This window comes from Pseudenhygromyxa sp. WMMC2535 (assembly GCF_011083025.2).
Genome location: NZ_JABJWV010000001.1, coordinates 7463398 through 7486666 on the forward strand (window position 1 = coordinate 7463398; position 23269 = coordinate 7486666).

Here is a 23269-nt window from a genome sequence, read left to right on the forward strand (position 1 = left end):
TCGGTGCGTCCACCAGGATTCGAACCTGGGACTTTCGGCTTAGAAGGCCGACGCTCTATCCGCCTGAGCTATGAACGCCCGAAGGCTGGTTGACCAGGTTGAGGGGGTGAAGAGTCGGGGCGAAAGGATTCGAACCTTCGGCTTCCTGCACCCAAAGCAGGCGCGCTACCAGACTGCGCCACGCCCCGAAGAGCAGGGAGGCTAGCCGAGGGCCCCGGCCGGGTCCAGCGCCGCATTGAACCAAGTTCAAAGTGGCACGCGCTAGTCACGCCCGGTTCTCGCCCGGACCTACACCCGACCTCAGCGCGTCCACATTCTCGACCTCTCGGTCGAGTACGGAGCGCTCAGACTCAGTCGAGCACGAGCGGGAGCTCGGCGATCAGCCGCCGCATCGCGGCGCCTCGGTGAGATCGCCGCGATTTCTCGACCATGGTCAGCTCCGCGTAGGTCCGCGAGCCGCCGTCGATCCAAAAGTGGGGGTCGTAGCCAAAGCCCCCCTCCCCGCGCCTGGCGACCCGAACCTCGCCCACGGCCCGGCCCTCGATGCACAGGCAGCCGTCGCGCATGAACAGCGCCCCGGAGTCGGGCAAGGTGAAGTCGAAGGGGCGCTGGCCGACCCGGCGCAGGGCGAGCACGCACACGTACTCGGCCGCGGACCCACCCAGCTCCCGGGCCTCGAGCTCGCGGACGAGCCTGGCGTTGTTGGCCGCGGCGTCCCCCTCGACGGCGCCCTGCTCTCCCCCGTCCCTGGCGTCCATGGCGAAGCGAGCCGAGCGCACGCCGGGGCCACCGTCGAAGGCGTCGACGCACAGCCCCGAGTCGTCGGCGAGCACGAGATCGTCCTTGGGCGCGTCGTGCATGCGCAGCCACGCGGCGATGCCGTTGACCTTGAGCAGCGCGTTGCCGGCGAAGCTCTGCTCGCTCTCTTCGATCTCCGGCGAGGCACCGTAGGGCAGATCCGCGACCCGCATGACCTCGAGCTCGCGGACGGCCGGCACGCTCGAGGCGGCCACCATCTGCGCCAGCTCACGGACCTTGTGCGCGTTGTTGCTCGCAATGATCAGGCGACGCGTCACGCCCGGCGCTCCTCGGCCGCGAGCGCGGCGGCCAGGGCTTCGCGCTGGGCCGTGAGCAGCTGCGCGATCCCGGCCTCGGCGAAGTCGAGCATGCGGTCGAGGGTCGGCCGACTGAAGTCTCCGCGCTCGCCCGTGCCCTGGATCTCGACCAGGCCCGCGCCGCCTTCGTTGCCGCGCATGACCACGTTGAGGTCGACCACGGCCCGGCTGTCCTCCTGGTAGCACAGGTCCAAGAGCACCTCGGGCTTGCCCTCGACCTCGACCACGCCCACGGAGACCGCCGCGATCGGAGCGATCCCGGGGTGCTCGCTCAGCCGCCCAGCCGCGACCAGCTTGCGCAGGGCGATCTCCAGCGCGACCCAGGCGCCAGTGATCGACGCCGTCCGCGTCCCACCGTCGGCCTCGATCACGTCACAGTCGCAGACGATCGACAGGCCGCCGTCCGGCCCGACCAGGCGCTCGAGATCGACCGCGGCCCGGAGCGAGCGCCCGATCAGCCGCTGGATCTCCTTGTCTCGGCCGCCGCTCTTGCGGTTGCCACGGGGGCTCGTCGCGCCGGGGAGCATCGCGTACTCCGCCGTGATCCACCCGCCCGACTGAAGCCACGGGGGCGTCCGCGACTCCACGGAGGCGGTGCACAGGACCCGGGTCTCGCCAGTGGCGATGAGCACGGATCCGAGCGCCTGCTTGGTGAAGCCAGGCGTGAGGGAGAGCGGCCGAAGGCCATCCACGGAGCGTCCGTCGATACGCACGGCCGGGAAGGTATCAAAACGCGAACACAAAAAAAGAAGGTCGGAGCAGCTGCTCCGACCTTCTTCGAGGAAAGGGGGGAGATTACTCGGCGGGAGCAGCCTCGGCAGCCGGAGCGGCCTCGCCCTCGGCGGCGGGGGCAGCCTCGGCAGCAGGAGCGGCCTCGGCGGGAGCCTCGACCTCTTCCTTCTTCTCCTCTTCCTTCTTGGCCTCTTCCTTGGCCGCGTCGTCCTTCTTGTCTTCCTTCTTGTCTTCCTTCTTGTCCTCGGCCTTGTCTTCCTTCTTGTCGCAGGCGGGGGCCACGAAGGTGAGGGCGGTGAGGGCGGCGACCATGAGGGTGCTGTTGAACTTCATGTTTCGGTCTCTCCGTGTGTCGTTCGAGTCGGTTGGGGTGCCCCGTGGTGAGTCGTGCGCGTGTGCTCGATCGTTCGCGGGGCAAGCGGCGCATGCGCCGGGATTTCGATTAGTACCACGTGTTCTCGGCGGTCGCAGCCCCTACCAGTCGTCCAGTGACTGAACTCCCGGTCGGATGCGTCGGCTACGCAACCTCGTTTTGACGCACAGACGCGCGCTTCGAGAGCTTCAGCCGACGCGACGAGGCGTACACTTCGCGCGCCCTCGCGCGCCCCCGGAGGTCGCGCAGGCCATCAAAATCATCTTTGTTTTCGAGCACTTGAGACAGGGCCTGGGAGACCCTGGAGAGCCCCCTGTGACCACCTTGGTGCGCAGAGAGGCGCAGCCACCAAAAACGCTCAATTCGAGCCGTCACCAGCGCCCTCTCGACGGGACAAAAATGTCACGCGAATAAAATTTCACGGGGTGCGAAGACTCAAACACGCGATATGAGATCGCTCGTCACCACTCGCAGCCCCAGTCGGCGGTCGCCCGCTTGGCCTGCTCTCGCGCGATCTTGCAGCCCGTCTGCAGGCTCTTCTCGGCCGCAGGCGAGCCGCCATCCTTGATCTGCTTCCAGGACTGGAGGTTCTCGAAGATGATCCGCCGCTGGGCCTCGCGCTCGGCCTCGGGGGCCTTGTCTTCGATGCAGGTGCTGTAGTCCGCCACATACTGGTCGCACAGCTCGACGCCCAGGGCCTCGAAGCTCGCCGGCAAGGCGGGCGCGGCTTCGCCCGAGTCGTCATCGTCTTCAGCCGCGTCTGCGCCAGCCTCAGCCGCGTCTGCGCCAGCCTCAGCCGCGTCTGCGCCCGCTTCGGCTGCGTCCGCGGGCGCCTCTGCGGTGGCGCCCGCCTCTGCGGCGGGATCGCTCGCCACGGGCGTCGCAGCCTCCGCGGCGGCCTCCCCCCCTTCGGCCTCTTTCGGCGCGGGCTCGGACTTGGAGCCCCCACAGGCGAAGGAGCACAGAGCAACCATCATGAGCGCGGCGATCGAGGAGCGTGTCATCGCCGCGGACTCTAACAATTTCCGAACACTGCGCCGAGGGACCGTGAAAAAGCTCAATCCTGCGCGTTCCCCAGCCTGTCAACAGCCCCGGGGTGCTTCCCTACCATCACCAGCACATGCCAACGTCGATCAGCGATCCCAACGTCCGAGCGATCTTCCAGCCCAACGAGGGCGAGGCACCCAAGGCCCTGCTGGTGGCTGGCGCCTGCGGGAACGTGGGCTTCGGTAAGCTCGGTCAGTTTGGCCGCCTGCTCGCCAAGCACGGCGTCCCGGTGATCGCCCTCGACCTCTCGGACGCGGTCCAGGGCGTCGAGGACAAGCTCCGCAAGGCCTTCGGCGGGCGCTTCGAGGCCGCCCAGGTCGACGCCATCCTCGACAACATCACCGTGGTCCAGGGCACCTTGGCCGACGTCCCCGCCGAGCTCGGCCTGGGCTTCGTGTTCGAAGCCATCCCCGAGCGCCTAGACATCAAGCGGCCCTTCTACGAGGCGATCCGCGCCCGCGACCCCGGCTGCTACGTGTTCTCGGCGACCTCTGGCCTGACCACCCGGCACCTCTTCGAGGGCCTGCCCGGGGCCGACCGCTCCGGGGTCATGCACCCCTTCTTCCCCCACCTGACAAACAAGCTCTTCGAGGTCCCGACCCGCGGCTGCACCACCTCCAAGGACACGCTGAAGCTGATCCGCAAGTTCCTCGGCGGCCTGGGCATGAACCTGCTCGAGACCGCCGACGTCCCGGCCTTCGCGGCCGACCGGATCTTCTGCGGGATGATGCTCGAGGCCGTGCGCATCCACGCCGAGACCGGCCTGAGCCCGGCGCAGATCGACGGCGCCTGCCGCAAGCTCCTGGGCACCTCGCCCTTCTACGTCCACAACCTGATCCCCGGCGCCAACTACCTCTCGGCCCACTGCATGCAGCTGCTGAGCGAGGAGGTCGACTCCACGCTCTACGCCATCCCCGAGATCTGGGAGCCCTACACCAAGGAGCCCACCAAGCAGTGGCCCTACGAGCGCGGCCAGCTCTGCCCGCCCGAGGGCGCCAAGGTGGTCGAGGCGCGCATGCTCGGCATGCTCTTCTCGCTGTCCACCTACATGCTCGAGCACGGGGTCTGCCGCGCCGACCAGCTCAACTTCCTGTGCGAGAACGCCCTCGCCTTCCGCGTCGGCGTGCCCGCGCTCATGGCCGAGCGCGGCCTCGCGGCCAGCCGGGCGATCATCACGGAGTTCGTCGCCAACCAGAAGATCACCAAGGCCGACGAGGTCGCCCCCGTCGACGCGCTGACGGACGAGATGCTGCGCGAGATCTACGTCGGGACCAGCGTCCACAGCGGCGTCGGCCTGATCTCCCTCAAGCGCCTGACCATCAACCATCAGTTCATCGCCGAGCTCGACGCGGCCTACGCGGCCATGGCCGCCGACCCGGCCGTGCGCGCCATCGTCGTCGCCCCCGACGGCCAGCTCAGCCGCGAGTTTGGCCACGGCGCCGACCCGAACTGCTTCGTGCCCGTGCTCGGCAAGGCCGACGCGGCCCTCGAGCTCATCCAGCGCTGGAAGGGCGTCACCACCAAGCTGCGGACCAGCCAAAAGCCGACCGTCGCCGCCCTCGTCGGCCGCGTGCTCGGTGGCAGCAACGAGCTCGCCTCCGCCTGCCACGCCCGCGTCGCCGGGGCGCGCACGATGATCGGCCAGCCCGAGCCCACGGTCGGCGTGCTCGCTGCCCTCGGCGGCTGTCACCACATCCACCGCGCGAGCGACCCCGCCGCCTACGCGCGCATCAACGAGCTGTTGCTCACGGGCCACAGCTTCTCGGCCGAGGAGGCCGCCGAGTGGGGCTACGTCAGCGAGATCGTCCCGATCCCCGAGCTCCCCAAGGCGAGCATGGCCTTCGCGGCCGGCCTCGCCGACGGCAGCATCGACAAGCCCGCCTTCCGCGACGGCCCGGCCGCCGAAGCGCTGAAGGTCTCGCGTGACGTGGCGACGACCAACGCGGCCGGCGTGCCCCTGGACGCCGATCTCCGCGAGCTGATCGCCTCGACGGTCGAGGCGATCAACATGCTCCCCTACGCCGAGGCGGCCGCCCTCGAGTCCGAGCGCGGCGCCAAGAGCCTGACCATGAGCAGCGCCGCCATCGGCGTCAAAGCCATGCTGCGCGGGAAGCCCCCGCAGTTCGAAAAGCCGCTGTGATCGCCTGCTGATCACGACGCGAGCGTCCGCGGCCGGGCGACCCTCCGTGGTCGCGCGGCCGCTTTGCGTTTGGCCCCAGCGAGGCGCCCCGGAGACGGTGCGACCTGCGCACGCCCGCCACCATCGCGCGCCGATCTGCTGGCTCCACCTCGGCCGTGGGCGGGCGTGTGCGAAGCCCATGACTTCCCTGTCCTGACCTCCCAGCGGCCAGCGAGAGCCCTCGCCCGGGCTTTGGGGGACCACGACAGCCGCGCGAGGCGAACACTGACATCCCTGCCCTACCCCCTCGTGCGCCGGCCTCGACGGCAAAATTGCCCGAACTCGAGAGCGCGTTAGCTTGAGGTCATGGCTCCCCGCCTACCCCTGCTTGGACTCGCGCTCTTCGCCGGCCTCTCCACCCTTGGCTGCGACCTCGAGGACGACGAGCTGCGCGCCCTCGACCTCGAGGTCCTCGACGAGCGCTTCGCCTGCGGCGACGTCACCGTGGTCGCGGCGAGCCCCGATGGATCCGAGGCGCTGTTCCTGGGTATCGAAGACGGCCTCGCCGCCGAGCTCGCGGCGCACGGCGGCGTCGTCGAGGCCCACTACACCCTCCCCGACGATCGCCTGACCCTGCGCTGGGTGACCGGGAGCAACGTCTACCAGGGCCAGTGTGGGCGCAGCAGCGACCGCCCCTGGCATATCGACGACCGCCACGAGGGCGCCGAGGGCGAGCTGACGATCCGCCTCGAGCCCGGCGTCCAGGGCGAGGCGGCCATCACCGCGCAGTTCGACTACGTGCTCTTCGTGGACACCGAGGAGGACGAGCCCAGCTACGAGCTGATGCCCACGCGCCTCGAGGCGGTGATGGGCTCGTGATCCCGCCCAGCCCTCAGCGTCCGCCGAGACTGACCGTCGCGCTCTGCTTGCGGCCGCCGATGCCCGGGTCGTCGCCCAGCGGCCCCGAGCAGACCTCCACGCGCTGCGTGCCGGCGTAGAGCTCGACGCCGACCTTGGCGTGGGCGCGCTTGATGATCCCCAGCCCCAGCAGCTTCTGGCCGTCCCCGCTGGCCCGCGCCGCGCTCGTCCACTGGCCGACCTCGGCGCCGTCGAGGGTGAGGGTCAGCGGCAGCGGCTCCCAGCCCTCGCCCTCGCCCGCGAGCCGGACCATCACCCGGTTGACCTGGCCGCGGTTGTGGATGCGCGAGAGCGGCTCTTGGCCCATGTAGCAGCCCTTCTCGTAGGACACGGCGTCGACGAAGCCGACCTCCGGGGGGAAGCGATCGGCGACGAGCTCGTAGCCCCAAGCCGGGCGCGCGTGGGCGATGCGGGCACGATCGAAGGCCTGCGCGTCGGCGTTCTCCCCTCGCCCCTCCAGCCTCGCCGCGAGCACCGCCCGCGGCCCCACGACCAGGGTCCCCGGGAGCGGGTGCGTGCAGGCGAAGGCTTTGAGCGCCGGATCCTCGGGTTCGAAGCGCAGCGCCTCCCCGCCCTCGCCCCAGATCAACGCGCAGCGCTGGTCCTCGAGGACCTCGAGCTCGACGTCGTCCATGATCACGTGATCGTCGAGGGAGGTGACCACCGCCTCCGCGGTCTCCTGGGGGATCGCCAGCCACGGCTCGTCCTCGTCGACGGCCAGGACCCACAGCTCGCTGACGATCTTGCCCTTCACGGTGAGCAGGGCCGCGGGGGTCGCCTGGCCCGGCGTGAGCTCGCCTACGTCCGCCGTCAGCAGGCCCTGAAGGAAGCGGGTCGCGTCCTCGCCGCTGACACGGACCAAAACCCTCCCCTGGTGGGGGAGATCATCGAGGTGAACCCAGCGTACGTTCGTGGTCACGGCCACACCATGGCAAGGTGTGCGCCACACTGCAACGAGGCGCTTGCCGCTGTGCCGGGGCCAGTGTAGGGCTGTGCCTCGATGAATTCGCCGCGAGAGCGCCGACGTCCCCGTCGAGTGTGGCGCGTGCTGGCCTCGGGTCTGATCGGCCTCGGCTCGCTCGTCGCTCTCGCGCACGCTTCCCACGCTGCCCCGCCCGAGTCGGCCCCCGCCGAGCCCGAGCCCGTGGAGCCGGCCCCCGCCGACATCCCGCCTGCGGATCCGGCCCTCGAAGAAGAGGTCCCGGCGCCCGATCTCGACGGCCTCGAGGGTCCGGCGCCCGCGACCAACCCCGACGCGGCCGCGCTGCGCCACCACCTCGGCCCCGGGTTCACGGCCACCGGCAACCAAGAGGCCCTGCTGACCGCCGAGGACCCCGTGCGCGCGCTCTTCGAGATGTCGCCGGCCTCGCGCGAGGACGCCTACGGCCCGCGCCCCGCCGGCGTCCCCGTCATCGACCGCGAGCAGCTCGTCCGCTACGGCCTCGAGAACCCCTATATCAAGGCCGCCGATCAGCACATCGAGTCCATGGAGGCCACGCTGCGCCGGGCCAAGTTCGCCTGGGTGCCGGTGATCAAGACAAGCGCGGTGATCACCCCCGGCGTGGCCATCGAGTGCGACGACGTCCAGCTCGAGGGCGAAGACGGGCCGTTCTCGTTTCAGTACTGCCGGGCCACCGGGGACCCCTCGGACGGCACCGACGCCGTCGACCTCCAGACGGTCAAGGGCTACTTCCAGCGCATCGCCGACGCCGGCGTCTCCCTGCGCCTCGACGCAGAGTTCGTCGTCCCGATCACCACCTCGGGCAAGATCCTCAACGCCCGCCGCCTGGCCACCATCGGGGTCGAGCTCGCCGAGCTCCAGAGCCTGTCCACGCGCCAGGAGACGATCCTGCGCATCTATCAGGCCCACGCCGCCCTGCTCCTCGCCCGCGAGAGCGTGGCGATCCTCGAGCAGGCCTGGGGGATCGTCGAGCAAGAGCGCGCCAAGATCGAGGTCGAGCTCGGCCTCGGGCCCGACGGCAAGCCGAGCTTCGACGCCGACCCCAGCGAGCTCGATCCAGACCGCGACCCCGACGATCTGATCCGCCTCGAGGTCGGCGAGATCGAGATGGCCACGCGCATGCGCGAGGCTCGGCTGATCGAGTCCAAGGCCCTGGCCACGCTGTGGGCGATCGCCGGCTCGGCCGCGCCCAAGGGCTTCGACATCGCCGAGCAGGCCCTGGTCCCCGACGAGATCGAAGGCGGGCTCGCGGACCTCGACCACTACCAGTCTCTGGCCCTGCAAAGTCGCCCCGAGGCCAAGCTCGCCGACGCGGGCGTCCGCGCCCGCGAGGTCCAAGAGAAGCTCGCGCGCAGCAACTTCCTGCCCGACCTCGGCGCCGTGGTCCGCATGGGCTTCGGCTACGGCAGCGCGGCCACCCGCGACATGCGGACGCTCTACTACACGGGCCGGCTCAACTACTCGAACATCTACTTCGGCCTGGCGCTGAGCTGGAACCTCGACTTTCACAACGACGCCTTCGCCCTGCAAAAGGCCCGGGCCGAGCGCCGCGAGACCGAGTATCAGCGCGAGGCCGCCCGGGCGATGCTCTCCCTCGAGGTCGAGGAGGCCTACCGCGCGGTGCTCGACGCAGAGCAGCAAATGCGTTTTTCTGCCAACGCCCGCGACAAGAGCTGGAAGCTGGTGATCTCCGAGCAGACCAGCAGCAGCATCGGCGCCAGCAACTTCGAGGATCTGCGCAAGGCCCTGACCAAGTGGGCCGAGTTCGAGTTCCTGCACTTCGAGGCGGTCATGAACCGCAACATTGCCCTCGCCGAGCTCAGCCGGGCAGTCGGTGTCCCGCTGACGGCCCCCTGAGGCCTCCTCGTCAGCGATGAGGTCGACTGTTCCTACGCCAGCCACGCCGCTTCGATCTTCGATCAGGACGACGAGAGGACGTTCTGGAGCAATCCGGACCACCGACCCCGACTTCCAGATCGACTGGGGCATCGGCCCGGGCTGCGCGCGCGCGGAGGGCTCCGATACCATCCGAGGGCTCCCGCCGGTGCGCATCCGCGAGGTCGCCGAACAGCTGAGCAGCGATCCCCTGCGCTCCGTGTGCGACGAGGACTTCGAGCCGATCATGCTCGAGCTCATCGATCGCCTCGTCGACGACGACTGCTGAGCGCTGCGACCCCGGATTCGCCGCCCGAGCGCGGCTCGCAGCCCGCGCTGGCGATGCGTACGCGCCGCTAGCGCGGGCTGGCTAACACTCGCGCATGCACCAGCGTATGCTTCGCAGCGATGACGTGGACCGCCCCGATCTTGCCCCTCGCCGAGAGCGCCGCTAGCTGCGGCGGCATCGGCACCTACGCCTGGGCCTTTGGCCAGGGCGTGCTCGTCGACCTCACCCCCTGCGTCTACCCGCTGATCCCCGTCACCGTCGCCATCTTCGGGGCCAAGGGGGTCAGCAAGGCCAAGGCGCTCTTCCTGGCCACGGCCTACGTGCTCGGCATGGCCACGCTCTACACGAGCTTGGGCCTGGGCGTGGCCCTGCTCGCTGGCGGCGCCGGCTTCGGTACCTGGCTGGCCAACCCGGTGGTGGTCGTCCCCCTCGTGCTGATCCTCCTCGCCCTCGCGGCCAGCATGTTCGGGGCCTTCGAACTCCAGCTGCCCAGCAGCCTCGAGACCAAGCTCAGCTCCGTCGGCGGAGCCGGGCCGATGGGCGCGTTCTTGATGGGCCTGGTCAGCGGCCTTGTCAGCGCCCCGTGCACGGGCCCGGTGCTCCTCAACCTCCTGGCCTTCATCGCGGCCTCGGCCGATCAGCCCGGCGGGCTCTTCTTCGGCGGCTCGCTGCTCTTCACCTACGCCCTGGGCATGGGCACCTTGTTCTTCGCCGTCGCCCTGGGCGCGAGCTTGTTCAAGCCCGGGCCGTGGATGGACCACATCAAGAGCGTGTTCGGCATCGCGCTGATCGTCATGGCCTTCTACTTCATGCGCCCGCTCAGCCCGGCGCTCAGCGGCTTCGTCATCAACCCGCAGTGGGGCCTGTGGCTGGGCGTGGGGATCTTCGTCGTGGGCGTGGCCGCCGGCGCCGTCCATCGCAGCTTCCACGGCCCGATGAGCGAGAAGCTGACCAAGGGCGCGGCCGTGGCCGTGGCCAGCTTCGGCGCGATCTTGGCGCTCAACAACTTCATGTACGTCGAGCTCACCGCCGACTGGAAGCAGGTCGAGACCCTCGACGAGCTCGAGGCCGCCATCGCCAGGGCCGAGGAGGCCGGCAAGCCGATCCTCATCGACTTCGGGGCCAGCTGGTGCAACCCCTGCCACGAGCTCGAGTCCCAGACCTTCTCCAACCCCGAGGTCGAGGCCGAGCTCGCCAAGTACGAGCTCATCAAGATCGACGTCAGCGACCCCAGCGAGGACCAGGAGGCCATGCAGGCCGCCCTCGACGCCAAGGAGCTGCCCAGCGTGGTCGTCTACGCCTCCGACGCCAAGATCAGCGAGCACGTCGACACCCTGCGCGCCGGCGAGCCGCTGCCCGAGCCCAGCGTCCACGTGACCACCTTCGTGCCCCCGGACGAGTTCCTCTCGCGCCTGGCGGGCAGCGGGGTCCAGGCCAACGCCAGCATCTGTAGCCGCGGCTGAGCGGGGCACCTTCGAGCGCGAGGAGCCGGTTCAAAAAAAGCGCGGAGCGATCGCTCCGCGCTTTTTTTCGTGTCCATCGAGCAGCACTGGCTCACTGGGGCTCGGGCAGCGTCGTCTCGCACTCGGTCAGCGGCCCCGCCAGACCGCTCCAGCCCGCGACACCAACGGGGTCGGGGTTCGGCCCGGTGATCAGCACCGGCGACAAGCTCAAGCTGACCGGATCCGCCTCGTAGAGGTTGCCGTCGATGTCGAGGACGTAGAGCCGCGCCGTGAGATCGTCGAAGAGCGGGCCGCCCAGGGCGTGGACGCCGTAGGTCCCGGCCTGGCCGAGCAAGCTGCCCGTGCCGGTGTTGTAGTCGAAGTCGTAGACGCTGCCCGAGTCGATGGCGAAGCCCTGGCCGTCGGTGATCTCGCCCATGGCGTCGATGCCCGGGCCCATGTCGTCGATGTCGGCGACGCTGGCGTTCTCGAGGTCGGTGATCACCTCGTAGGACAGGTCGCCGCCGAGGTAGTCGCCGGTGAAGCGGATCAGCCGGTTGCCCTCGGAGGAGGTCACGTCGGGGCCCGTGTCCATCAGGTAGACCAGGCCCTGACAGTCGGTATAGAGCGCCTCGATGAGCAGGTCGTCGGGCACGTCGCCGAGGTAGCTGGCCGCGACCGGCGATCCGTCCGTGGGCGGGGCGTGGATGTGGTGCACGGCCGTGGAGTCGCTGCTCCCGCTGACCCGGGTGAGCAGGAGGTCGATCTCGTCCTGATCGTCGAGCAGGATCGTGATCCCGCTCTGGCCCTGGACGAGCGGCGGATCGGCGGTGATCGTGCTCGCGCTCAGGTTGACCACTGATCCGTCGCTGGGATCGATCTCGATGTAGATCAGCTGATCGTCGATGGAGTACCAGAGGTGGGCGCTGTTCCACAGCGGGTTTTGGCTGCCGCCGGTGGTCTCGCTGCTGGAGTCCGTGTCTCCCGAGTCCGTCTCCCCCTCGCCGCTCGACTCGCTGCCGGACGCCGTGTCCTCGGAGTCCGACTCGCCGCTCGACGCCGTGTCCCCGGAGTCCGACTCGCCGCTCGATGTCGTGTCCCCGGAGTCCGACTCGCTGCTCGACGAGCCCGACTCGCCCGCGGACGCCGACTCGTCCTCGGACGCCGACTCGCTCTCGCTCTCGGACGCGGTCCCGCTGTCACCGATCTCGTCCTCGCTCGAGCCCCCGTCGTCGGAGCAGCCCAGCGCGGGCGAGAGGCAAAGCGAGAGCAGGCCCGCGAGGGCGAATGCGGCGTGTTCGTGGCGTGGCGTCTTGGTCATGGCGGGGGTCGATTGTAGACCGCTCCCGCTCAGCCGCAGCCATCCTCGAAGCCGCCGTAGACCCCGACCGCGGTGCGGGGGTCCCGTCCCTCGGCCATGGCCCGCGCGATGGCCGAGGCCAGCTCCACGGACTCGCCATAGATGGCCGCGCTAGAGTCGCTGGCTGTCTGCGCCTTGCTGGCCCAGGGGACGTGGCCATGACGCCGGCGGTAGAGCACCCGCTGCGCGGGAATGCGCGCCTGGAGGGTGTCGAAGCTGTCGTGACCCACGACCTTGTCGTTGCAGCTCCACGTCAGCACCGCACGCTCGCCAAAGAGCTCGGCGACGGCGCCCTCGGGCTCGGCCACCATCATCGCCTCGAGCGCGGCCTCGGCCTCGGCGCAGCGCGTGCTCATGCGCTTGCTCAGGCCCAAGCCCTTGCCGAGCTTCACCGATCGCGCCGGCGCGATCAGGGCCACGTACATGCGCGCGAGCAAGCTGGGTTCGCGCGTCGCCAGGCGGGTGAGCATGTCCAGCTGGACACAGCCCCCTTGCGAGAAGCCCACCAAGGTCACCTTCGCCGCGGGGTTTTGCAGCATGTAGCGCTGGATGAAGGCGGCGTGCTCCTCGATCACCCCCTCGAGGTCGCGGTTTCGCTTGCCCGAGGTCGGGTACTCGAGGTGCACCGCGAGCAGCCCTCCCTCGACGATCAGCTCCGTGCGCATGCGGATGTTGCGATCGCCGTCGGAGAAGGTCCCGTGGTGGAGCGCCACCATGTCGGCGCCCCACAGGCCTGGGTGCTCGACATAGAGCCCCGCGCGACGATCAGGGTCGACGCAGGCCGAGCCCAGCACGAGCGCGAGGGCCAGCGGCGCCGCGGCGCGCAGGCACGCCCAGCTCAAGCGTCCAGCAGCTGCTCGAGGCGAGCGCGATCGAAGCCACGCAAGAGCTCCCCGCCGACATCGATCATCGGCACCGAGCCCATCGGCACCCCGGCCTGCTTGGCCTTCGCCGCCAGCTCGGCCGCGGCCTCGCGGTCGGCCTCGATGTCCTTCGTCACGTACTCGACACCCTTGCGTTTCAGGTAGTTTTCCAGCTGCTTGCACACGCCGCACCATGCAGTCTTGTACACGATGATCGGTCCGTCCTTGGCCGCGGGCTGCACATCGGGCAGCTCGAGGCCAGGCGGTAGCGCCACGCTCGAGCTGCGTCCCTGACCGAGGACGATCTCTTCAAAGTCCGCTCGGGGCACGGTCTGGAGCGCGTAGCGGCCGTCTGCGCCGGGCTTGTCGAGGTTGCAGACCCAGACCTCGCCAGGCGGAGGCCGGCGGCCAAAGAGGTTGACCCCGACGAGACCACGGGCCGCCTCGGGCACGTCGTCGATGCTCTGACAGTCGGCAAAGACCCCGCGATCACCGGCGTAGGTGAGCACGAACTGGTCCTCGCTCGGCGAGAAGCTCGCCCTGCCCTGCCCTGCTTCCGCGTCGCCAGCGACCTCCGCGGCCTGGGCCGGACCCGAGCGGGTATCGGGGCGAGGCGGCTTCTCCTCGCCGCAGCCGGTGAAGAGCGCGAGAGAGAGCGCGCTCGCGGCCAACACCACAGCCTGCGAGCGCTGGCCGCGGGATTCCCCCGAGACCGTGGCCAAAGCCCTGGGCAATCGCATGGCCGCGATTATAGCCGGATCGTCCCAGACTCGCCGCCGCCACCGCCAAAGCGATCGATGCGGGCCGGCGCGACCAGGCGCATGAAGCCGTCGACCGCCGCCGGGTCGGTGATGCCCTCGCTCTCGAGGTAGATCTGCGCGTCCTCCATCAAGCGCGGACCCTCGCCCTCGTCACCGAGCACCTGCGCCTGGCGCATGCGCACCGCGGCGACGTTCTTGGCCATCTCGTTGGCCAAGAAGATCTTCTCGGCCCGGGTCCATGCCTTCAGCGCCCGCCGGCGGTCGCCCGCGAGGCTGGCGAGGCCGGCGTCGATGATCTCGGCGAGGCCCGTGAGCACGGGGTTCTTGATCGCCCGGACCTTTGTCGAGAGCCGCTTGGCTCGCCGCGCGTAGCCCTGGTTGTCGCGCAAGATCGCCGCGATCAGGTAGCTGCGCGCGAGCATCTCGAGCACGTTGCCGCTAGCCAGGGCGTTTTGGTCGAGGAAGGTCCGGCTCATCTGCGCCTGGGTCTCCTTCGACAGGGCCACGGCCTGCTCGGGCTCGTCATTCCACAGCAGGATGCGGACCTTGGCGTAGTAGCACCACACGTCGCCGAAGAGGTAGCGGCCGGGGTTCCAGTCGGCGAGGGCCTGGGCGATGAGCTGCTCGGCCCCGACGACGTCGCCGGTCAGCACGCGGACCATCGCCTCGAAGGAGGAGACCTCGATGACCTCCTGCATGTCGCCGCGCTCGCGGGCCCGGGCGATGGTGCCCTGGGCGCGGGTCATGAACTCGCCAAAGTTGCCCTTGTTGGCCAGGGTCCACAGGTGGTGGACCCGGGCGGTGCGCAGCTCCCAGGCGGTCCCCGGCATGCCCTCGCTGCTCTCGAGCACCTTGGTGTGCATGCGCGTGCTGACCGTGTAGCGGCGCTCGAACCAGTGCAAGCTGGCCTCGCAGACGTCGATGAAGGCGTTGAGCCCCGGGTCGTCGATCTCGCTGGCCAGCTCGCGGGCGATGCGGAGGTGCTCGTCGACCCGCGACCAGTCGCGGCCGGCGACCTCGATGACGCACTGATAGGCGATCGCGCGGGCGATCCGTCGCGGCTCGCCCGCGCCGAGCGAGAGCCGAAGGTTGCGCAGGTGGAAGGTGACGCTGAGCAGGACCTCCTGCGTGGACAGGCCGTTGACCACGGCCCAGCAGGTGTCGACCTGATCGAGGAGCGCGGGATCGATGTCCGCGACGTCGCGCTTGGTGAAGCCGAAGCCGCGCAGCTTCAGCCGCGCCTGTTCGCGCAGCAACGCGACGAGCGAGGCCGTCTTCCCCTTGGGCAGGCTCATGCCCACGCTACGCAGCAGCGCGTCGAGCTCGGCCAGGCCCTCGTCCACGTGCCCGGTCTTGATCAGCTGGTCGGCGGCCCGGCGGCGGAACTCTCGGCTGCGCGCGACCTCGGCCTGCTCCGTGTCCTCGGCGAGGCTGAGCAGCAGCTGCGCGGCCTCGTGGCCGCGGCCAACGTTGATCAGCTGATCGGCCAGGCCCGTGCGCAGGTCCATCAACCGCGCCGGCTCGACGTCGCCGGCCTGCTCGAGGAGCTCGAGGGTGCGCCGGAACAGGGCCACGGAGCGCTGGAAGGCCAGCGAGTTGGCGGCGTGCTCGGCCGCGCGCTCGAAGTAGTCGGCCGCCTTGCAGCGATCGCCGCCGCGCTCGTAGTGCACCGCCAGCGACTCGGGGTCGCTGCCCAGGCGCTCGAGGGCCTCGGCGAGGCGCAGGTGAGTCTCGCGCAGATCGTCGGGGGCGAGCTCGCCGACGGTGACCTCGCGGATGCGGTCGTGGGCGGCCTCGAGGGTGGCCGAGGTCGAATTGCTCCCGCGCACGCGCAGCAGCTCGGCCTCGCGCAGCGGCGAGATCAGCCCCTGGGTCTGGCTCAGGCCCGAGGCCTCGATCACCGCCTGGCGGCTGACCGGGCCGCCGGCCACGGCGACGACCTCGAGCAGCCGGCGGCTGTCCTGGTCGAGCTGGAGGATGCGGCGGACGACCAGCTGATCGAGCTTGCCCGGCGTGGCGCCCTCGGCCGAGGCGCCGCGGACCATCTGCCCGACGTAGAAGGGGCTGCCCTCGGCCCCGGCGGCGTAGGTGGCCGCGATCTCCTCGTCGCGCTCCTCCATCAGCACCAGGGCGAGGTCGCGGGTGTCCTCCTGCGAGAGCGGGCCGATGAAGACCTCACGGATGTCGCGCTGAACGAGCGCGCCCGCGGCCGTCAGCGCCTGCAGCGTCTCGTTGTCCGCGACCTCGTCGCGGTAGGCGACCACGAAGAGCATCTGCGGGGCCTCGGGCGGGCGCAAAAGCTCGTTGAGCAGCCGCGCGCTGTCGACGTTGGCCCACTGAAAGTCGTCGATGAACACGACCAGCGGGCGCTCCTGACCGAGGGCCGAGAAGAGCTGACGCAGCGCGGTGAAGGCCCGCTGGCGCAGCTCGTAGACGTCGAGGCCGCTGGTCCGCGTGCGGTCGGCGGCCCACAGATCCCCGAGCACGGGGAAGAGCCGGACCAGCGCCGCGGGGTGATCGGGCTGGATCTCGATCAGGCGCTCGCGGGGCAGCGCCCGCAGGTGGACCGAGAGCGAGTCGACCACGGCGTCGAGGCCCTTGTAGGGCACCGACTCGCGCTCGAGGCAGCGCCCGCGCAGGACCACCGCGGAGGTCTGCTCGCGCAGGCTCGACAGGAACTCGCGGACCAGCGCCGACTTGCCGTAGCCGCTGCGCCCACGCACGTGGACCGTGACCGGGCGGCCCGCGAGCATCACCCGCCAGGCGTCCTCGAGCACCCCGAGCTCGCGGCGACGGCCCACGAAGGGCGCGCGCCCGGAGATCGTGCTCCCGGTCAAGCTGGCGCCCGGGTCGATGAAGCCATCGGCGCCGCCGAGGGTGGTCAGGATCTCGCGGCCGGAGGGGCGCTCGCCGGGGTCGCGGGAGAGCAGCCGGCGGCACAGCTCGGCGAGGTCCTCGGGGACCTCCTCGACCTGCTCGCGCACGTCGGGGGCCTCGAACTCGCGCTTGGCGAAGAGCAGGCGCGCGACGGTGCCGCGAAACGGCCGCTTGCCGCACAGGCACTCGTAGAGCATCACGCCGACGGCGTAGTAGTCGGCCGGCGGCCCGGCGCGCTCGAGCCCCGCCTGCTCCGGCGACATATAGGCCGGCGTCCCCATGATCTGGTCGTCGGGCTCGTCCTCGAGGGCCGCGTCCGAGGCGTCCTGGACCAGGCCAAAGTCGAGCACGACCACGCGCCCCTCGGGCGTGACCAGCACGTTGGAGGGCTTGAGGTCGCGGTGGATGCAATCGTTGAGGTGGAGGTGGCGGACCCCCGAAACCAGCTGCCGCAGGGCTCGCTTGAGCCGGGCGATGTTGGGCAGCACGCCCTCCTTGCTGCGCCCGCGCACGTACTCGTCGAAGGGCACCCCGTCGACGAGCTCCATGGTGAAGAAGGTCGCCTGATCCGGGAGCACCACCAGCTCGCCGAGGGCGACGAGGTTCTCGTGGGTCACCCCCGCGAGCGCGCGAAACTCCTGCTTGAAGCGGTAGAGCAGCGAGGCGCTGGTCCGCTCGAGGTACTTGAGGGCGACCACCTCCCCAGACTCGAGGTCCTGAGCCGCGAACACCTGCCCCATGCCACCCACGCCGAGCTGGCGATCGATCTCGAAGCGACCCAGGCGGTCACCCGAGTTGAGCGCCGGTTCATCGGAGAGCCCCGGCGCCGCGAGCGTCGCCATCACCTCGCTCGACGACGACGCGAAGGACACGGTGTTGTTGCCGAGCAGACCGCGACTAATCGTCAGCGTCTCCCGACCGTTGGGATCGTCCGACTCGCTCGGGTCCGGACCCTCGCTGGGTCCTGGGCCTCTGTTAGGCGCCATCGCCCGGGACATTAGCACGGTGACAGATAATTCCAGCCTGCCCCCGGCCTCGCGGACAAGCCGCGATTGAGCACCTGGCCGAATCCGCCATTCTCGCGCAGCAGACGCCACAGGACTGCGTTCGTGCTACTTTCCGCGGCGTGTCGGACGACCGGGACATGAACCAGGAAGTTGGCGATCTCGGCGATCTCGTCGAGAACCTCTTTGACGATGTCGAGCGCGTAAAAAAAATGCTCGATCGTGCCTTCCCTGGCTCATCGCCAGCCGAAGAGGAGGTCCGGGCACGGCGCGACAAGCTCCGCCGCGCGCAGGTCGAGCCCGGCCTCGAGCGTGTGCACACCAACGCCCTCGAAGCCCCCGAGCACGAGAAGGAGGCCGCCCTCATCCAGGAGGAGGCCCGGGGCAAGCACACTCTATATGCGATTACGGCCAGGCATCATCGCCTCAAGCCCTTCGACACCGACTGGACCGGCCGCTGCCAGGCGGTGCGCGTCAGCTTGCCGGCCACGCCCGAGAACGCCGAACCCATCTGGACCTACCTGGGCGTGGTCAAGCAGACCGATCACCTCGCCTTCTCCGTGCAGGAGATCGCGGACGGCTACGCAGCCGCATTTGGCGCCCGCCCCGAGATCGCGCGCGTCGATCTGATCACGGGCGCCCGCCACTACGATCTCGATCGATTCTCCCCCATCTCGGTGTTCCTCGCCTACACGCGCGAGGACGACACCATCCCCTGCTTTTATGTCTACGAGAGCGGGAGCGCACAGGGCGAGCCCGCCAAGCTCTACTGGGGCCGGGACCTCGACTATCTGATCACCGAAAGCGCGGGTTTTCGCTTCACTCCTTTCGCGCGACTCGAAAACACCTATCGCGGCAAGCTGATCATGAATCGCGCGCGGACCGAGCCGAGCATGGTCTCGATCTCCATTTGCCTCGGAGATGATCGTGACCGTGAATACATGAATCTGAGCGCGAGTTACGAGGTCGTCCAGCCGGGCCCGGTGATTTGGCCGATCACCGTGCAAATCCAAGCCGCGATGCGTGTATTCGCCATTGCCCAAGGCATGGGCTGTAATCTCGAATTGTGGGAGTGGGGCCTTGGTCAGCTGGCCCGCACCACCCTCGAGTGGTTCTCCGAGCCACCGCAGCGCGGGACCAACCGCGGCTACTCGGAGTGTGGCTGGTCCCCCTGAGCCGACTGCCCCATGCCGACCCTCGCCCTGCTCCTGTGTGCCCTGACCTTCGCTCAGGAACCCGCGCCGCCCACCTCGCCTCCTTCGGCCCCGCCCACCTCGCCTCCTTCGGCCCCGCCCACCTCGCCTCCTTCGGCCCCGCCCACTTCCAAGAAGGACGCCTACATCGCGGCCAAGACCGAGGCTGGCGCCAAGACCCACGCCGGTCGCCCGGCTCGCCGAGGGCAGCGCGCAGACCGACCGGTCTGGGCAAACAACCTACGCACGCACGAGATTCGCGCGCTCACCGGGCCGGCGGGGATCGACAGCCAACGCGAGCGCAGCGATTTTTTTCGCTGCTGGTTCACTCACGAGCACGGGCCGATCCCCGAGGCGCTCGTCGCCCGGGTGATCTCCGCGGCCGAGCACTTCGAGGTCCGCGAGGTCCGCGTCATCTCGGGCTTTCGCCACCCCAAGTACAACCTCTTGCTGCGCAAGAAGGGCAACGAGGTCGCGGCCAAGAGCCAGCACACCGAGGGCATGGCCATCGACTTCTACCTGCCTGGCGTCCCCATCCGGGCGCTCTACGACTGGCTCCTCGACGTGCACGAGGGCGGCGTCGGCTTCTACCCGATCAGCGAATTCGTCCACGTCGATCTCGGCCGCAAGCGGACCTGGAAAGGGACCTGAGCGCTCGGGCCCGCCCAGCGCTGCTTCAGATCCAGGGCGCCCGGATCGCGCCTGTCTGTAGGGCCGCGAGGAAGGGGCGATCGGCGGCCAGGAATTGCGCGAGGGGCAGCGCCGCGGTGTCGAAGGCCGCGAGCTCGACGCCCGCCTCGACCTCGGCGCGCTCGCGCCAGCGCGCCGGCGCCCAGGCCCGGCCGTCGACGTGATAGACGACGAGCACGACCTCTGGCCCCGGCGCGGGGTAGACGTGGTGCAGGACCTCGGCCACCGGCCCCACCTGAAAGGCCGCCGTATCGGGGCCCCACTCCTCCCGCAGCTCGCGGACGAGGCCGGCCCGCGGCGCCTCCCCGCGCTCGACTTTTCCTCCAGGGAGCTCCAGCATCCCCGCGCCGTGGCTCGCCGTGGCGGGCCGGCGGTGGACCAAGAGCCGCTCCTCCCCCAGCCAGACGAGCCCCGCGGCGACCAGCAAACGCTGGCCCAGGGCCGCTTGGGCCGTACCATTCGCGCGCATCGCCTCGTTCTTGCACCAGCCTAGACGCGATGCAAGCCAGCGCCTATGCTCGCTCGCAGGCCATGCGTCTCTACGCGAGCAAAATCCCGGCGATCGTCGACTCCGTCATCCGCGCCCTCGTCGACAGCGGCGACCTCGAGACCAGCAACAAGGAGGAGTTCTCCAGCGACGTCGAGTCGGTGCTGCGCGAGTACCTGCGGACGAACCGCGAGATCACGGAGCGCTCCAAGGACATCCTCGAGGCCCGCGGCCTCCCCTACTCGGAGCTCCACCGCATCCGCCGTCAGCAGGCCGACCAGCTCGACTTCGGCATCGGCGAAGAGGCCATCACCTGGATCTCGAACCAGCTGCTCGAGCTGTTCATGCGCTCGCACTGGGTCGAGGAGATCTACGTCGAGGACTCGGCCCTGCGGCGCAAGCTCAAGGACATCCTCCGCCGCAACATGCAGCACGACGACGACCTCGACCGCGAGGTCAAGCGCCACCTCAAGCATCTCCAGCAGGGCACCGACACCTTCGAGATCGAGTATCAAAAGCAGCTCGAGATGGTGAAGCGCAAGCACGGTCTGACCTGATGGCCCACATCGTCGTCTACCTCCAGCGAACGCCCCGCGGGCTCCACCCCGGCAGCCTGGTCGGGCTGTGCCTCGCCCGCGACATCGCCAACGAGCGCGGCGCCTCGGTGCTCGGCCTGTGCCTCGGAGACGCTGGGGCATTCGACGATCGCGTGGTCGTCGAGGCCAGCCGCGCCGGCGCAGACCAGCTCGTGTTCATGGGCCCCGAGGGCATCGACAAGCTCTTTCGTCGCATCGCCCCGCGGCACGTGCTCGCCCCGCTCACCCCGGACGCCGAGGCCCTCCTCGGCCAGCTCACCGGCTCGCTCTCGCCCTGCTGGGTCGACGGCCCGCTCGACAGCGACCGCCTCGCCCACGCCATCGCCGTGATCGCAGGCAGCCTGCCCTGGCATCAGACGCCCCTCCAGGTCGAGCCCGAGTACGAGGCCGACGTGACCCAGGTGAAGCTGCCCGAGTGGCTCGACGCCGCGAGCGCGGCCGCCACCGATCTGACCCGCACCGTCGAGCAGCCCCCGCTGCTCTACGTGAGCAGCGAGACCCCCGACGCCCAGACCCTGGCCGCCCTCGAGGCCCTCGGCGCCTACGCCAGCGACGCCGCCGCGGTCGCCGAGGTCGACGCGGCCACGGTGCTGTGGCTCGACGCCAAGGGCGAGGGCCTCCCCCAGAGCCTGTCCGAGCGCCAGGCCAGCGTGCGCGTGATCCTGCTCGCCGGAGAGCGCGAGCTGTCCAGCGCCCCCGACCCCAGCTGGGCCCTGGCCGACTTCGTGCTCCACGGCCCCCTGGCCCAGACCGTGCGCGAGTTCAACGGGCAGGCATGGAAGCTCATGTTCGCCTGAGCGAGGCCCTCGAAGCCCTGCTCGATCCCAAGCGCTCGCTCGCTGACACGATCCTGGTCTCGGCCGAGGTCGCCAACGACGAGGCGCGCTGGTCGGGGCTGCCCGGGCGCGTGGTGGGCCGCGCTCAGCTCGGACGCGCGCTGCGAGAGCTGGGCGAGCGCGCCCGTGTGGTCGTCACCCGCGAGGTCGACCCGAGCCTGCTGCGGGCGATCCTCGATCAGCCCCCGGCCCTGCTGATCCTCACCGGAGCGGGGAGCCCCGAGCTGCTCGCCGACCTCGAGCGCGTCGGCAAGGACCCCGGCTCCCGCCGGGCCATGGCCCTGCTCGGGCCCAACGCCGCCCTGCGCCGCCCCGAGCCCGCTCCCGCTCGCGCTAGCGCTAGCGAGGAGAGCCGCCCGCCGCCGATCGCCGTGGCCGCCGAACTCGACGAGCTCGTCCGCCTGCACGAGGCCCTGGGCGCCGTCGCCCTCGCCATCGCCCCGACCCCGCCCTGGCTGCACCGCTGGCTCGTCCACCCCTGGCTCGCCGCCCACGACCTCGTCGGCTACGTCCCGGCCGAGGCGCTCTCCCTGGCCTGGATCGACTGGCTGCGCGCGCTCGAGGAGCGCGAGACCAAGCAGGTGCTGATCCCCCTGGGCACACCCGAGGCCGCCCTCGAGCCGCGCAGCCCCGGCCTCGAGCAGGCCATGGTCGCCCACGCCCTCGAGCGCTGGACCGGGCCGGTCTACCCCGCGCCGCGGGTCCTCGCCCTCCTGCATCGCGCCACCGCCAACCTCCTCGGGGATCACGAGCGCGGCCCGGACGAGACCCCCCAGGCCGCCGACCTGGCCATGTGGCAGCAGGCCCGCCGCGCCCTGCCCCACTTCGCCGAGACCCTGGCCATGGCCCGGCCCGATCCCGCCCTGACCCTGCGCATCCCCACGGCCGCGTTCTTGGCCCAGCGCCCCCTGGCGCAGCTGCGTCGCCGCGTGGATGTCTGCCCCCCTGGCCGCGATCCCAGCGGCGACCTCGATCTCGAGGCGCGCAACCCCGAGATGATCGCCCGCGCCGACGTCGTGCTCGAGAGCGCGACCGAGGTGCTCTCGGATCAGGAGAGCAAGGTGGTCCTCCGCGGTCACGGCATCGAGGTCACCCGCCAGGCCTTCGCCACCTCGGCCAGCGGCGCGGCCAGCTTCGCCGACAAGATCGGCTACCCCGTGGCCCTCAAAGCCCTCAGCCCCGACCTCCGGCGCAAGCGCGAGGTCGGGGCCATCGAGCTCGACGTCGCCAACGCGGCGGCGACCAAGCGGGCCTACGCCCAGATCGTCGCCAACGTCGAGGAGCGCGCGCCCATGGCCCGGCTCGACGGGGTCGTGGTCGCCGAGATGATCGACCCCGGCCTCGACCTGCGCTGCGGTGGCCTGCGCACGCGCAGCGGCGACGTGGCGATCTTCGCCCAGGTCCAGCACGAGCTGCCCACGGAGCCGCTCCTGGCCCGCTCCCCCCTCGACGCCCGCGACGCCCTGCTCATGGCCGAAGGCGTGCTCTCGGCCGCCCCCCTGCCCGCGCGCCGCCGGGCCAGCGACCCCGACGCCCGCGTCCTCGCCCGCCTGCTCCTCCACCTCGACAGCCTGTTTCGGCACACGGGCGAGCGACTGCTCCTCGTCGACCTCGACCCCGTCCGCCTCCTGACCCCCGGCGATGACCGGGAGTATGTGACGCTGGATGCGCGGATCGTCCAGCGGCCCCACCTCGAGGGGCTCTGAGGCGCGCTGGTATTCAGACACCGCG

Annotated in this window: 20 protein-coding genes and 2 tRNA genes; 10 read left to right on the plus strand and 12 right to left on the minus strand. The window is 70.2% G+C overall.

Going from position 1 to position 23269, the window contains the following annotated elements; all coding sequences use genetic code 11:
* Positions 1-4: 4 nt before the first annotated feature.
* The 6 genes from G6O69_RS28895 to G6O69_RS28920 all read right to left on the minus strand — a co-directional run bounded on the left by G6O69_RS28895 (position 5) and on the right by G6O69_RS28920 (position 3224).
* Positions 5-78: transfer RNA gene (locus G6O69_RS28895), tRNA-Arg, on the minus strand.
* Positions 79-114: 36 nt separating this feature from the next.
* Positions 115-188, minus strand: a tRNA-Pro gene (locus G6O69_RS28900).
* Between the two features lie 162 nt (positions 189-350).
* Complete coding sequence (locus G6O69_RS28905; protein WP_172306706.1) at positions 351-1076, minus strand: non-canonical purine NTP pyrophosphatase; 726 nt, start codon at positions 1074-1076, stop codon at positions 351-353.
* Complete coding sequence (gene rph, locus G6O69_RS28910; RefSeq protein WP_172306707.1) at positions 1073-1828, minus strand: ribonuclease PH; 756 nt, start codon at positions 1826-1828, stop codon at positions 1073-1075. The genes G6O69_RS28905 and rph overlap by 4 nt, the downstream gene beginning before the upstream one ends.
* Positions 1829-1910: 82 nt before the next feature.
* Positions 1911-2180, minus strand: coding sequence for a hypothetical protein (locus G6O69_RS28915; protein WP_176397143.1), 270 nt, complete (start codon positions 2178-2180; stop codon positions 1911-1913).
* A gap of 501 nt (positions 2181-2681) precedes the next feature.
* The gene (locus G6O69_RS28920) at positions 2682-3224 is read right to left on the minus strand and encodes a hypothetical protein (RefSeq protein ID WP_172306708.1); all 543 of its coding nucleotides are present in this window, start codon (positions 3222-3224) and stop codon (positions 2682-2684) included.
* Between the two features lie 116 nt (positions 3225-3340).
* On the opposite strand from G6O69_RS28920, the gene G6O69_RS28925 reads away from it, so the two are divergent.
* The gene (locus tag G6O69_RS28925) at positions 3341-5407 is read left to right on the plus strand and encodes an enoyl-CoA hydratase-related protein (protein ID WP_172306709.1); all 2067 of its coding nucleotides are present in this window, start codon (positions 3341-3343) and stop codon (positions 5405-5407) included.
* A 345-nt stretch (positions 5408-5752) separates the two neighbouring features.
* Positions 5753-6265: a hypothetical protein gene (locus G6O69_RS28930; RefSeq protein WP_172306710.1), complete on the plus strand. Its 513-nt coding sequence runs from the start codon at positions 5753-5755 to the stop codon at positions 6263-6265.
* 13 nt (positions 6266-6278) lie between these two features.
* Here G6O69_RS28930 and G6O69_RS28935 read toward each other — a convergent pair whose 3' ends face one another.
* Entirely contained in the window at positions 6279-7223 is a 945-nt protein-coding gene (locus G6O69_RS28935; protein WP_172306711.1) for a folate-binding protein YgfZ, read from the minus strand.
* 81 nt (positions 7224-7304) lie between these two features.
* Here G6O69_RS28935 and G6O69_RS28940 point away from each other — a divergent pair, with 81 nt between their 5' ends.
* The 3 genes from G6O69_RS28940 (at position 7305) to G6O69_RS28950 (ending at position 10892) form a co-directional block, all read left to right on the plus strand.
* Positions 7305-9122: a TolC family protein gene (locus tag G6O69_RS28940; protein WP_172306712.1), complete on the plus strand. Its 1818-nt coding sequence runs from the start codon at positions 7305-7307 to the stop codon at positions 9120-9122.
* Positions 9123-9138: 16 nt separating this feature from the next.
* Positions 9139-9429: a hypothetical protein gene (locus G6O69_RS28945; protein WP_176397144.1), complete on the plus strand. Its 291-nt coding sequence runs from the start codon at positions 9139-9141 to the stop codon at positions 9427-9429.
* Positions 9430-9548: 119 nt separating this feature from the next.
* Entirely contained in the window at positions 9549-10892 is a 1344-nt protein-coding gene (locus tag G6O69_RS28950; RefSeq protein ID WP_172306713.1) for a cytochrome c biogenesis protein CcdA, read from the plus strand.
* A gap of 91 nt (positions 10893-10983) precedes the next feature.
* Here G6O69_RS28950 and G6O69_RS28955 read toward each other — a convergent pair whose 3' ends face one another.
* The 4 genes from G6O69_RS28955 to G6O69_RS28970 are packed head-to-tail and all read right to left on the minus strand — an operon-like array spanning position 10984 to position 17718.
* Positions 10984-12192: a hypothetical protein gene (locus G6O69_RS28955; RefSeq protein ID WP_172306714.1), complete on the minus strand. Its 1209-nt coding sequence runs from the start codon at positions 12190-12192 to the stop codon at positions 10984-10986.
* A 29-nt stretch (positions 12193-12221) separates the two neighbouring features.
* Positions 12222-13073, minus strand: a complete 852-nt coding sequence (locus G6O69_RS28960) for a hypothetical protein (protein WP_172306715.1) — start codon at positions 13071-13073, stop codon at positions 12222-12224.
* The gene (locus G6O69_RS28965) at positions 13070-13834 is read right to left on the minus strand and encodes a glutaredoxin domain-containing protein (RefSeq protein ID WP_172306716.1); all 765 of its coding nucleotides are present in this window, start codon (positions 13832-13834) and stop codon (positions 13070-13072) included. Before G6O69_RS28965 ends, G6O69_RS28960 begins: the two co-directional genes overlap by 4 nt.
* Before the next feature lie 8 nt (positions 13835-13842).
* A complete protein-coding gene (locus G6O69_RS28970) occupies positions 13843-17718 on the minus strand; it encodes a serine/threonine-protein kinase (RefSeq protein WP_172306717.1) in 3876 nt (1291 codons plus the stop codon).
* A 140-nt stretch (positions 17719-17858) separates the two neighbouring features.
* On the opposite strand from G6O69_RS28970, the gene G6O69_RS28975 reads away from it, so the two are divergent.
* Both G6O69_RS28975 and G6O69_RS28980 read left to right on the plus strand, forming a co-directional pair.
* Positions 17859-18911: a DUF1365 family protein gene (locus G6O69_RS28975; RefSeq protein ID WP_172306718.1), complete on the plus strand. Its 1053-nt coding sequence runs from the start codon at positions 17859-17861 to the stop codon at positions 18909-18911.
* A gap of 12 nt (positions 18912-18923) precedes the next feature.
* Entirely contained in the window at positions 18924-19580 is a 657-nt protein-coding gene (locus G6O69_RS28980) for a DUF882 domain-containing protein (RefSeq protein ID WP_172306719.1), read from the plus strand.
* Positions 19581-19605: 25 nt separating this feature from the next.
* On the opposite strand, the gene G6O69_RS28985 is transcribed toward G6O69_RS28980, so the two are convergent.
* Complete coding sequence (locus G6O69_RS28985) at positions 19606-20088, minus strand: NUDIX domain-containing protein (RefSeq protein ID WP_172306720.1); 483 nt, start codon at positions 20086-20088, stop codon at positions 19606-19608.
* 29 nt (positions 20089-20117) lie between these two features.
* Between G6O69_RS28985 and G6O69_RS28990 the strand changes: the two genes are divergently transcribed.
* The 3 genes from G6O69_RS28990 to G6O69_RS29000 are packed head-to-tail and all read left to right on the plus strand — an operon-like array spanning position 20118 to position 23244.
* Positions 20118-20663, plus strand: a complete 546-nt coding sequence (locus G6O69_RS28990; protein ID WP_176397145.1) for a DUF507 family protein — start codon at positions 20118-20120, stop codon at positions 20661-20663.
* A complete protein-coding gene (locus tag G6O69_RS28995; RefSeq protein ID WP_172306722.1) occupies positions 20663-21499 on the plus strand; it encodes a hypothetical protein in 837 nt (278 codons plus the stop codon). Before G6O69_RS28990 ends, G6O69_RS28995 begins: the two co-directional genes overlap by 1 nt.
* Positions 21478-23244, plus strand: coding sequence for an acetate--CoA ligase family protein (locus G6O69_RS29000; RefSeq protein WP_172306723.1), 1767 nt, complete (start codon positions 21478-21480; stop codon positions 23242-23244). The genes G6O69_RS28995 and G6O69_RS29000 overlap by 22 nt, the downstream gene beginning before the upstream one ends.
* The last annotated feature ends 25 nt before the right edge of the window (positions 23245-23269 follow it).

Excerpts from the sequence above, each read along its gene's own strand:
- G6O69_RS28955 (WP_172306714.1), bottom strand. The coding sequence starts at position 12,192 with ATGACCAAGACGCCACGCCACGAACACGCCGCATTCGCCCTCGCGGGC.
- G6O69_RS28980 (WP_172306719.1), top strand. The coding sequence starts at position 18,924 with ATGCCGACCCTCGCCCTGCTCCTGTGTGCCCTGACCTTCGCTCAGGAA.
- G6O69_RS28915 (WP_176397143.1), bottom strand. The coding sequence starts at position 2,180 with ATGAAGTTCAACAGCACCCTCATGGTCGCCGCCCTCACCGCCCTCACC.
- G6O69_RS28985 (WP_172306720.1), bottom strand. The coding sequence starts at position 20,088 with ATGCGCGCGAATGGTACGGCCCAAGCGGCCCTGGGCCAGCGTTTGCTG.
- G6O69_RS28945 (WP_176397144.1), top strand. The coding sequence starts at position 9,139 with ATGAGGTCGACTGTTCCTACGCCAGCCACGCCGCTTCGATCTTCGATC.
- G6O69_RS28925 (WP_172306709.1), top strand. The coding sequence starts at position 3,341 with ATGCCAACGTCGATCAGCGATCCCAACGTCCGAGCGATCTTCCAGCCC.
- G6O69_RS28930 (WP_172306710.1), top strand. The coding sequence starts at position 5,753 with ATGGCTCCCCGCCTACCCCTGCTTGGACTCGCGCTCTTCGCCGGCCTC.
- G6O69_RS28970 (WP_172306717.1), bottom strand. The coding sequence starts at position 17,718 with ATGGCGCCTAACAGAGGCCCAGGACCCAGCGAGGGTCCGGACCCGAGC.
- G6O69_RS28940 (WP_172306712.1), top strand. The coding sequence starts at position 7,305 with ATGAATTCGCCGCGAGAGCGCCGACGTCCCCGTCGAGTGTGGCGCGTG.
- G6O69_RS29000 (WP_172306723.1), top strand. The coding sequence starts at position 21,478 with ATGGAAGCTCATGTTCGCCTGAGCGAGGCCCTCGAAGCCCTGCTCGAT.
- G6O69_RS28950 (WP_172306713.1), top strand. The coding sequence starts at position 9,549 with ATGACGTGGACCGCCCCGATCTTGCCCCTCGCCGAGAGCGCCGCTAGC.
- G6O69_RS28920 (WP_172306708.1), bottom strand. The coding sequence starts at position 3,224 with ATGACACGCTCCTCGATCGCCGCGCTCATGATGGTTGCTCTGTGCTCC.
- G6O69_RS28995 (WP_172306722.1), top strand. The coding sequence starts at position 20,663 with ATGGCCCACATCGTCGTCTACCTCCAGCGAACGCCCCGCGGGCTCCAC.
- G6O69_RS28965 (WP_172306716.1), bottom strand. The coding sequence starts at position 13,834 with ATGCGATTGCCCAGGGCTTTGGCCACGGTCTCGGGGGAATCCCGCGGC.
- G6O69_RS28990 (WP_176397145.1), top strand. The coding sequence starts at position 20,118 with ATGCAAGCCAGCGCCTATGCTCGCTCGCAGGCCATGCGTCTCTACGCG.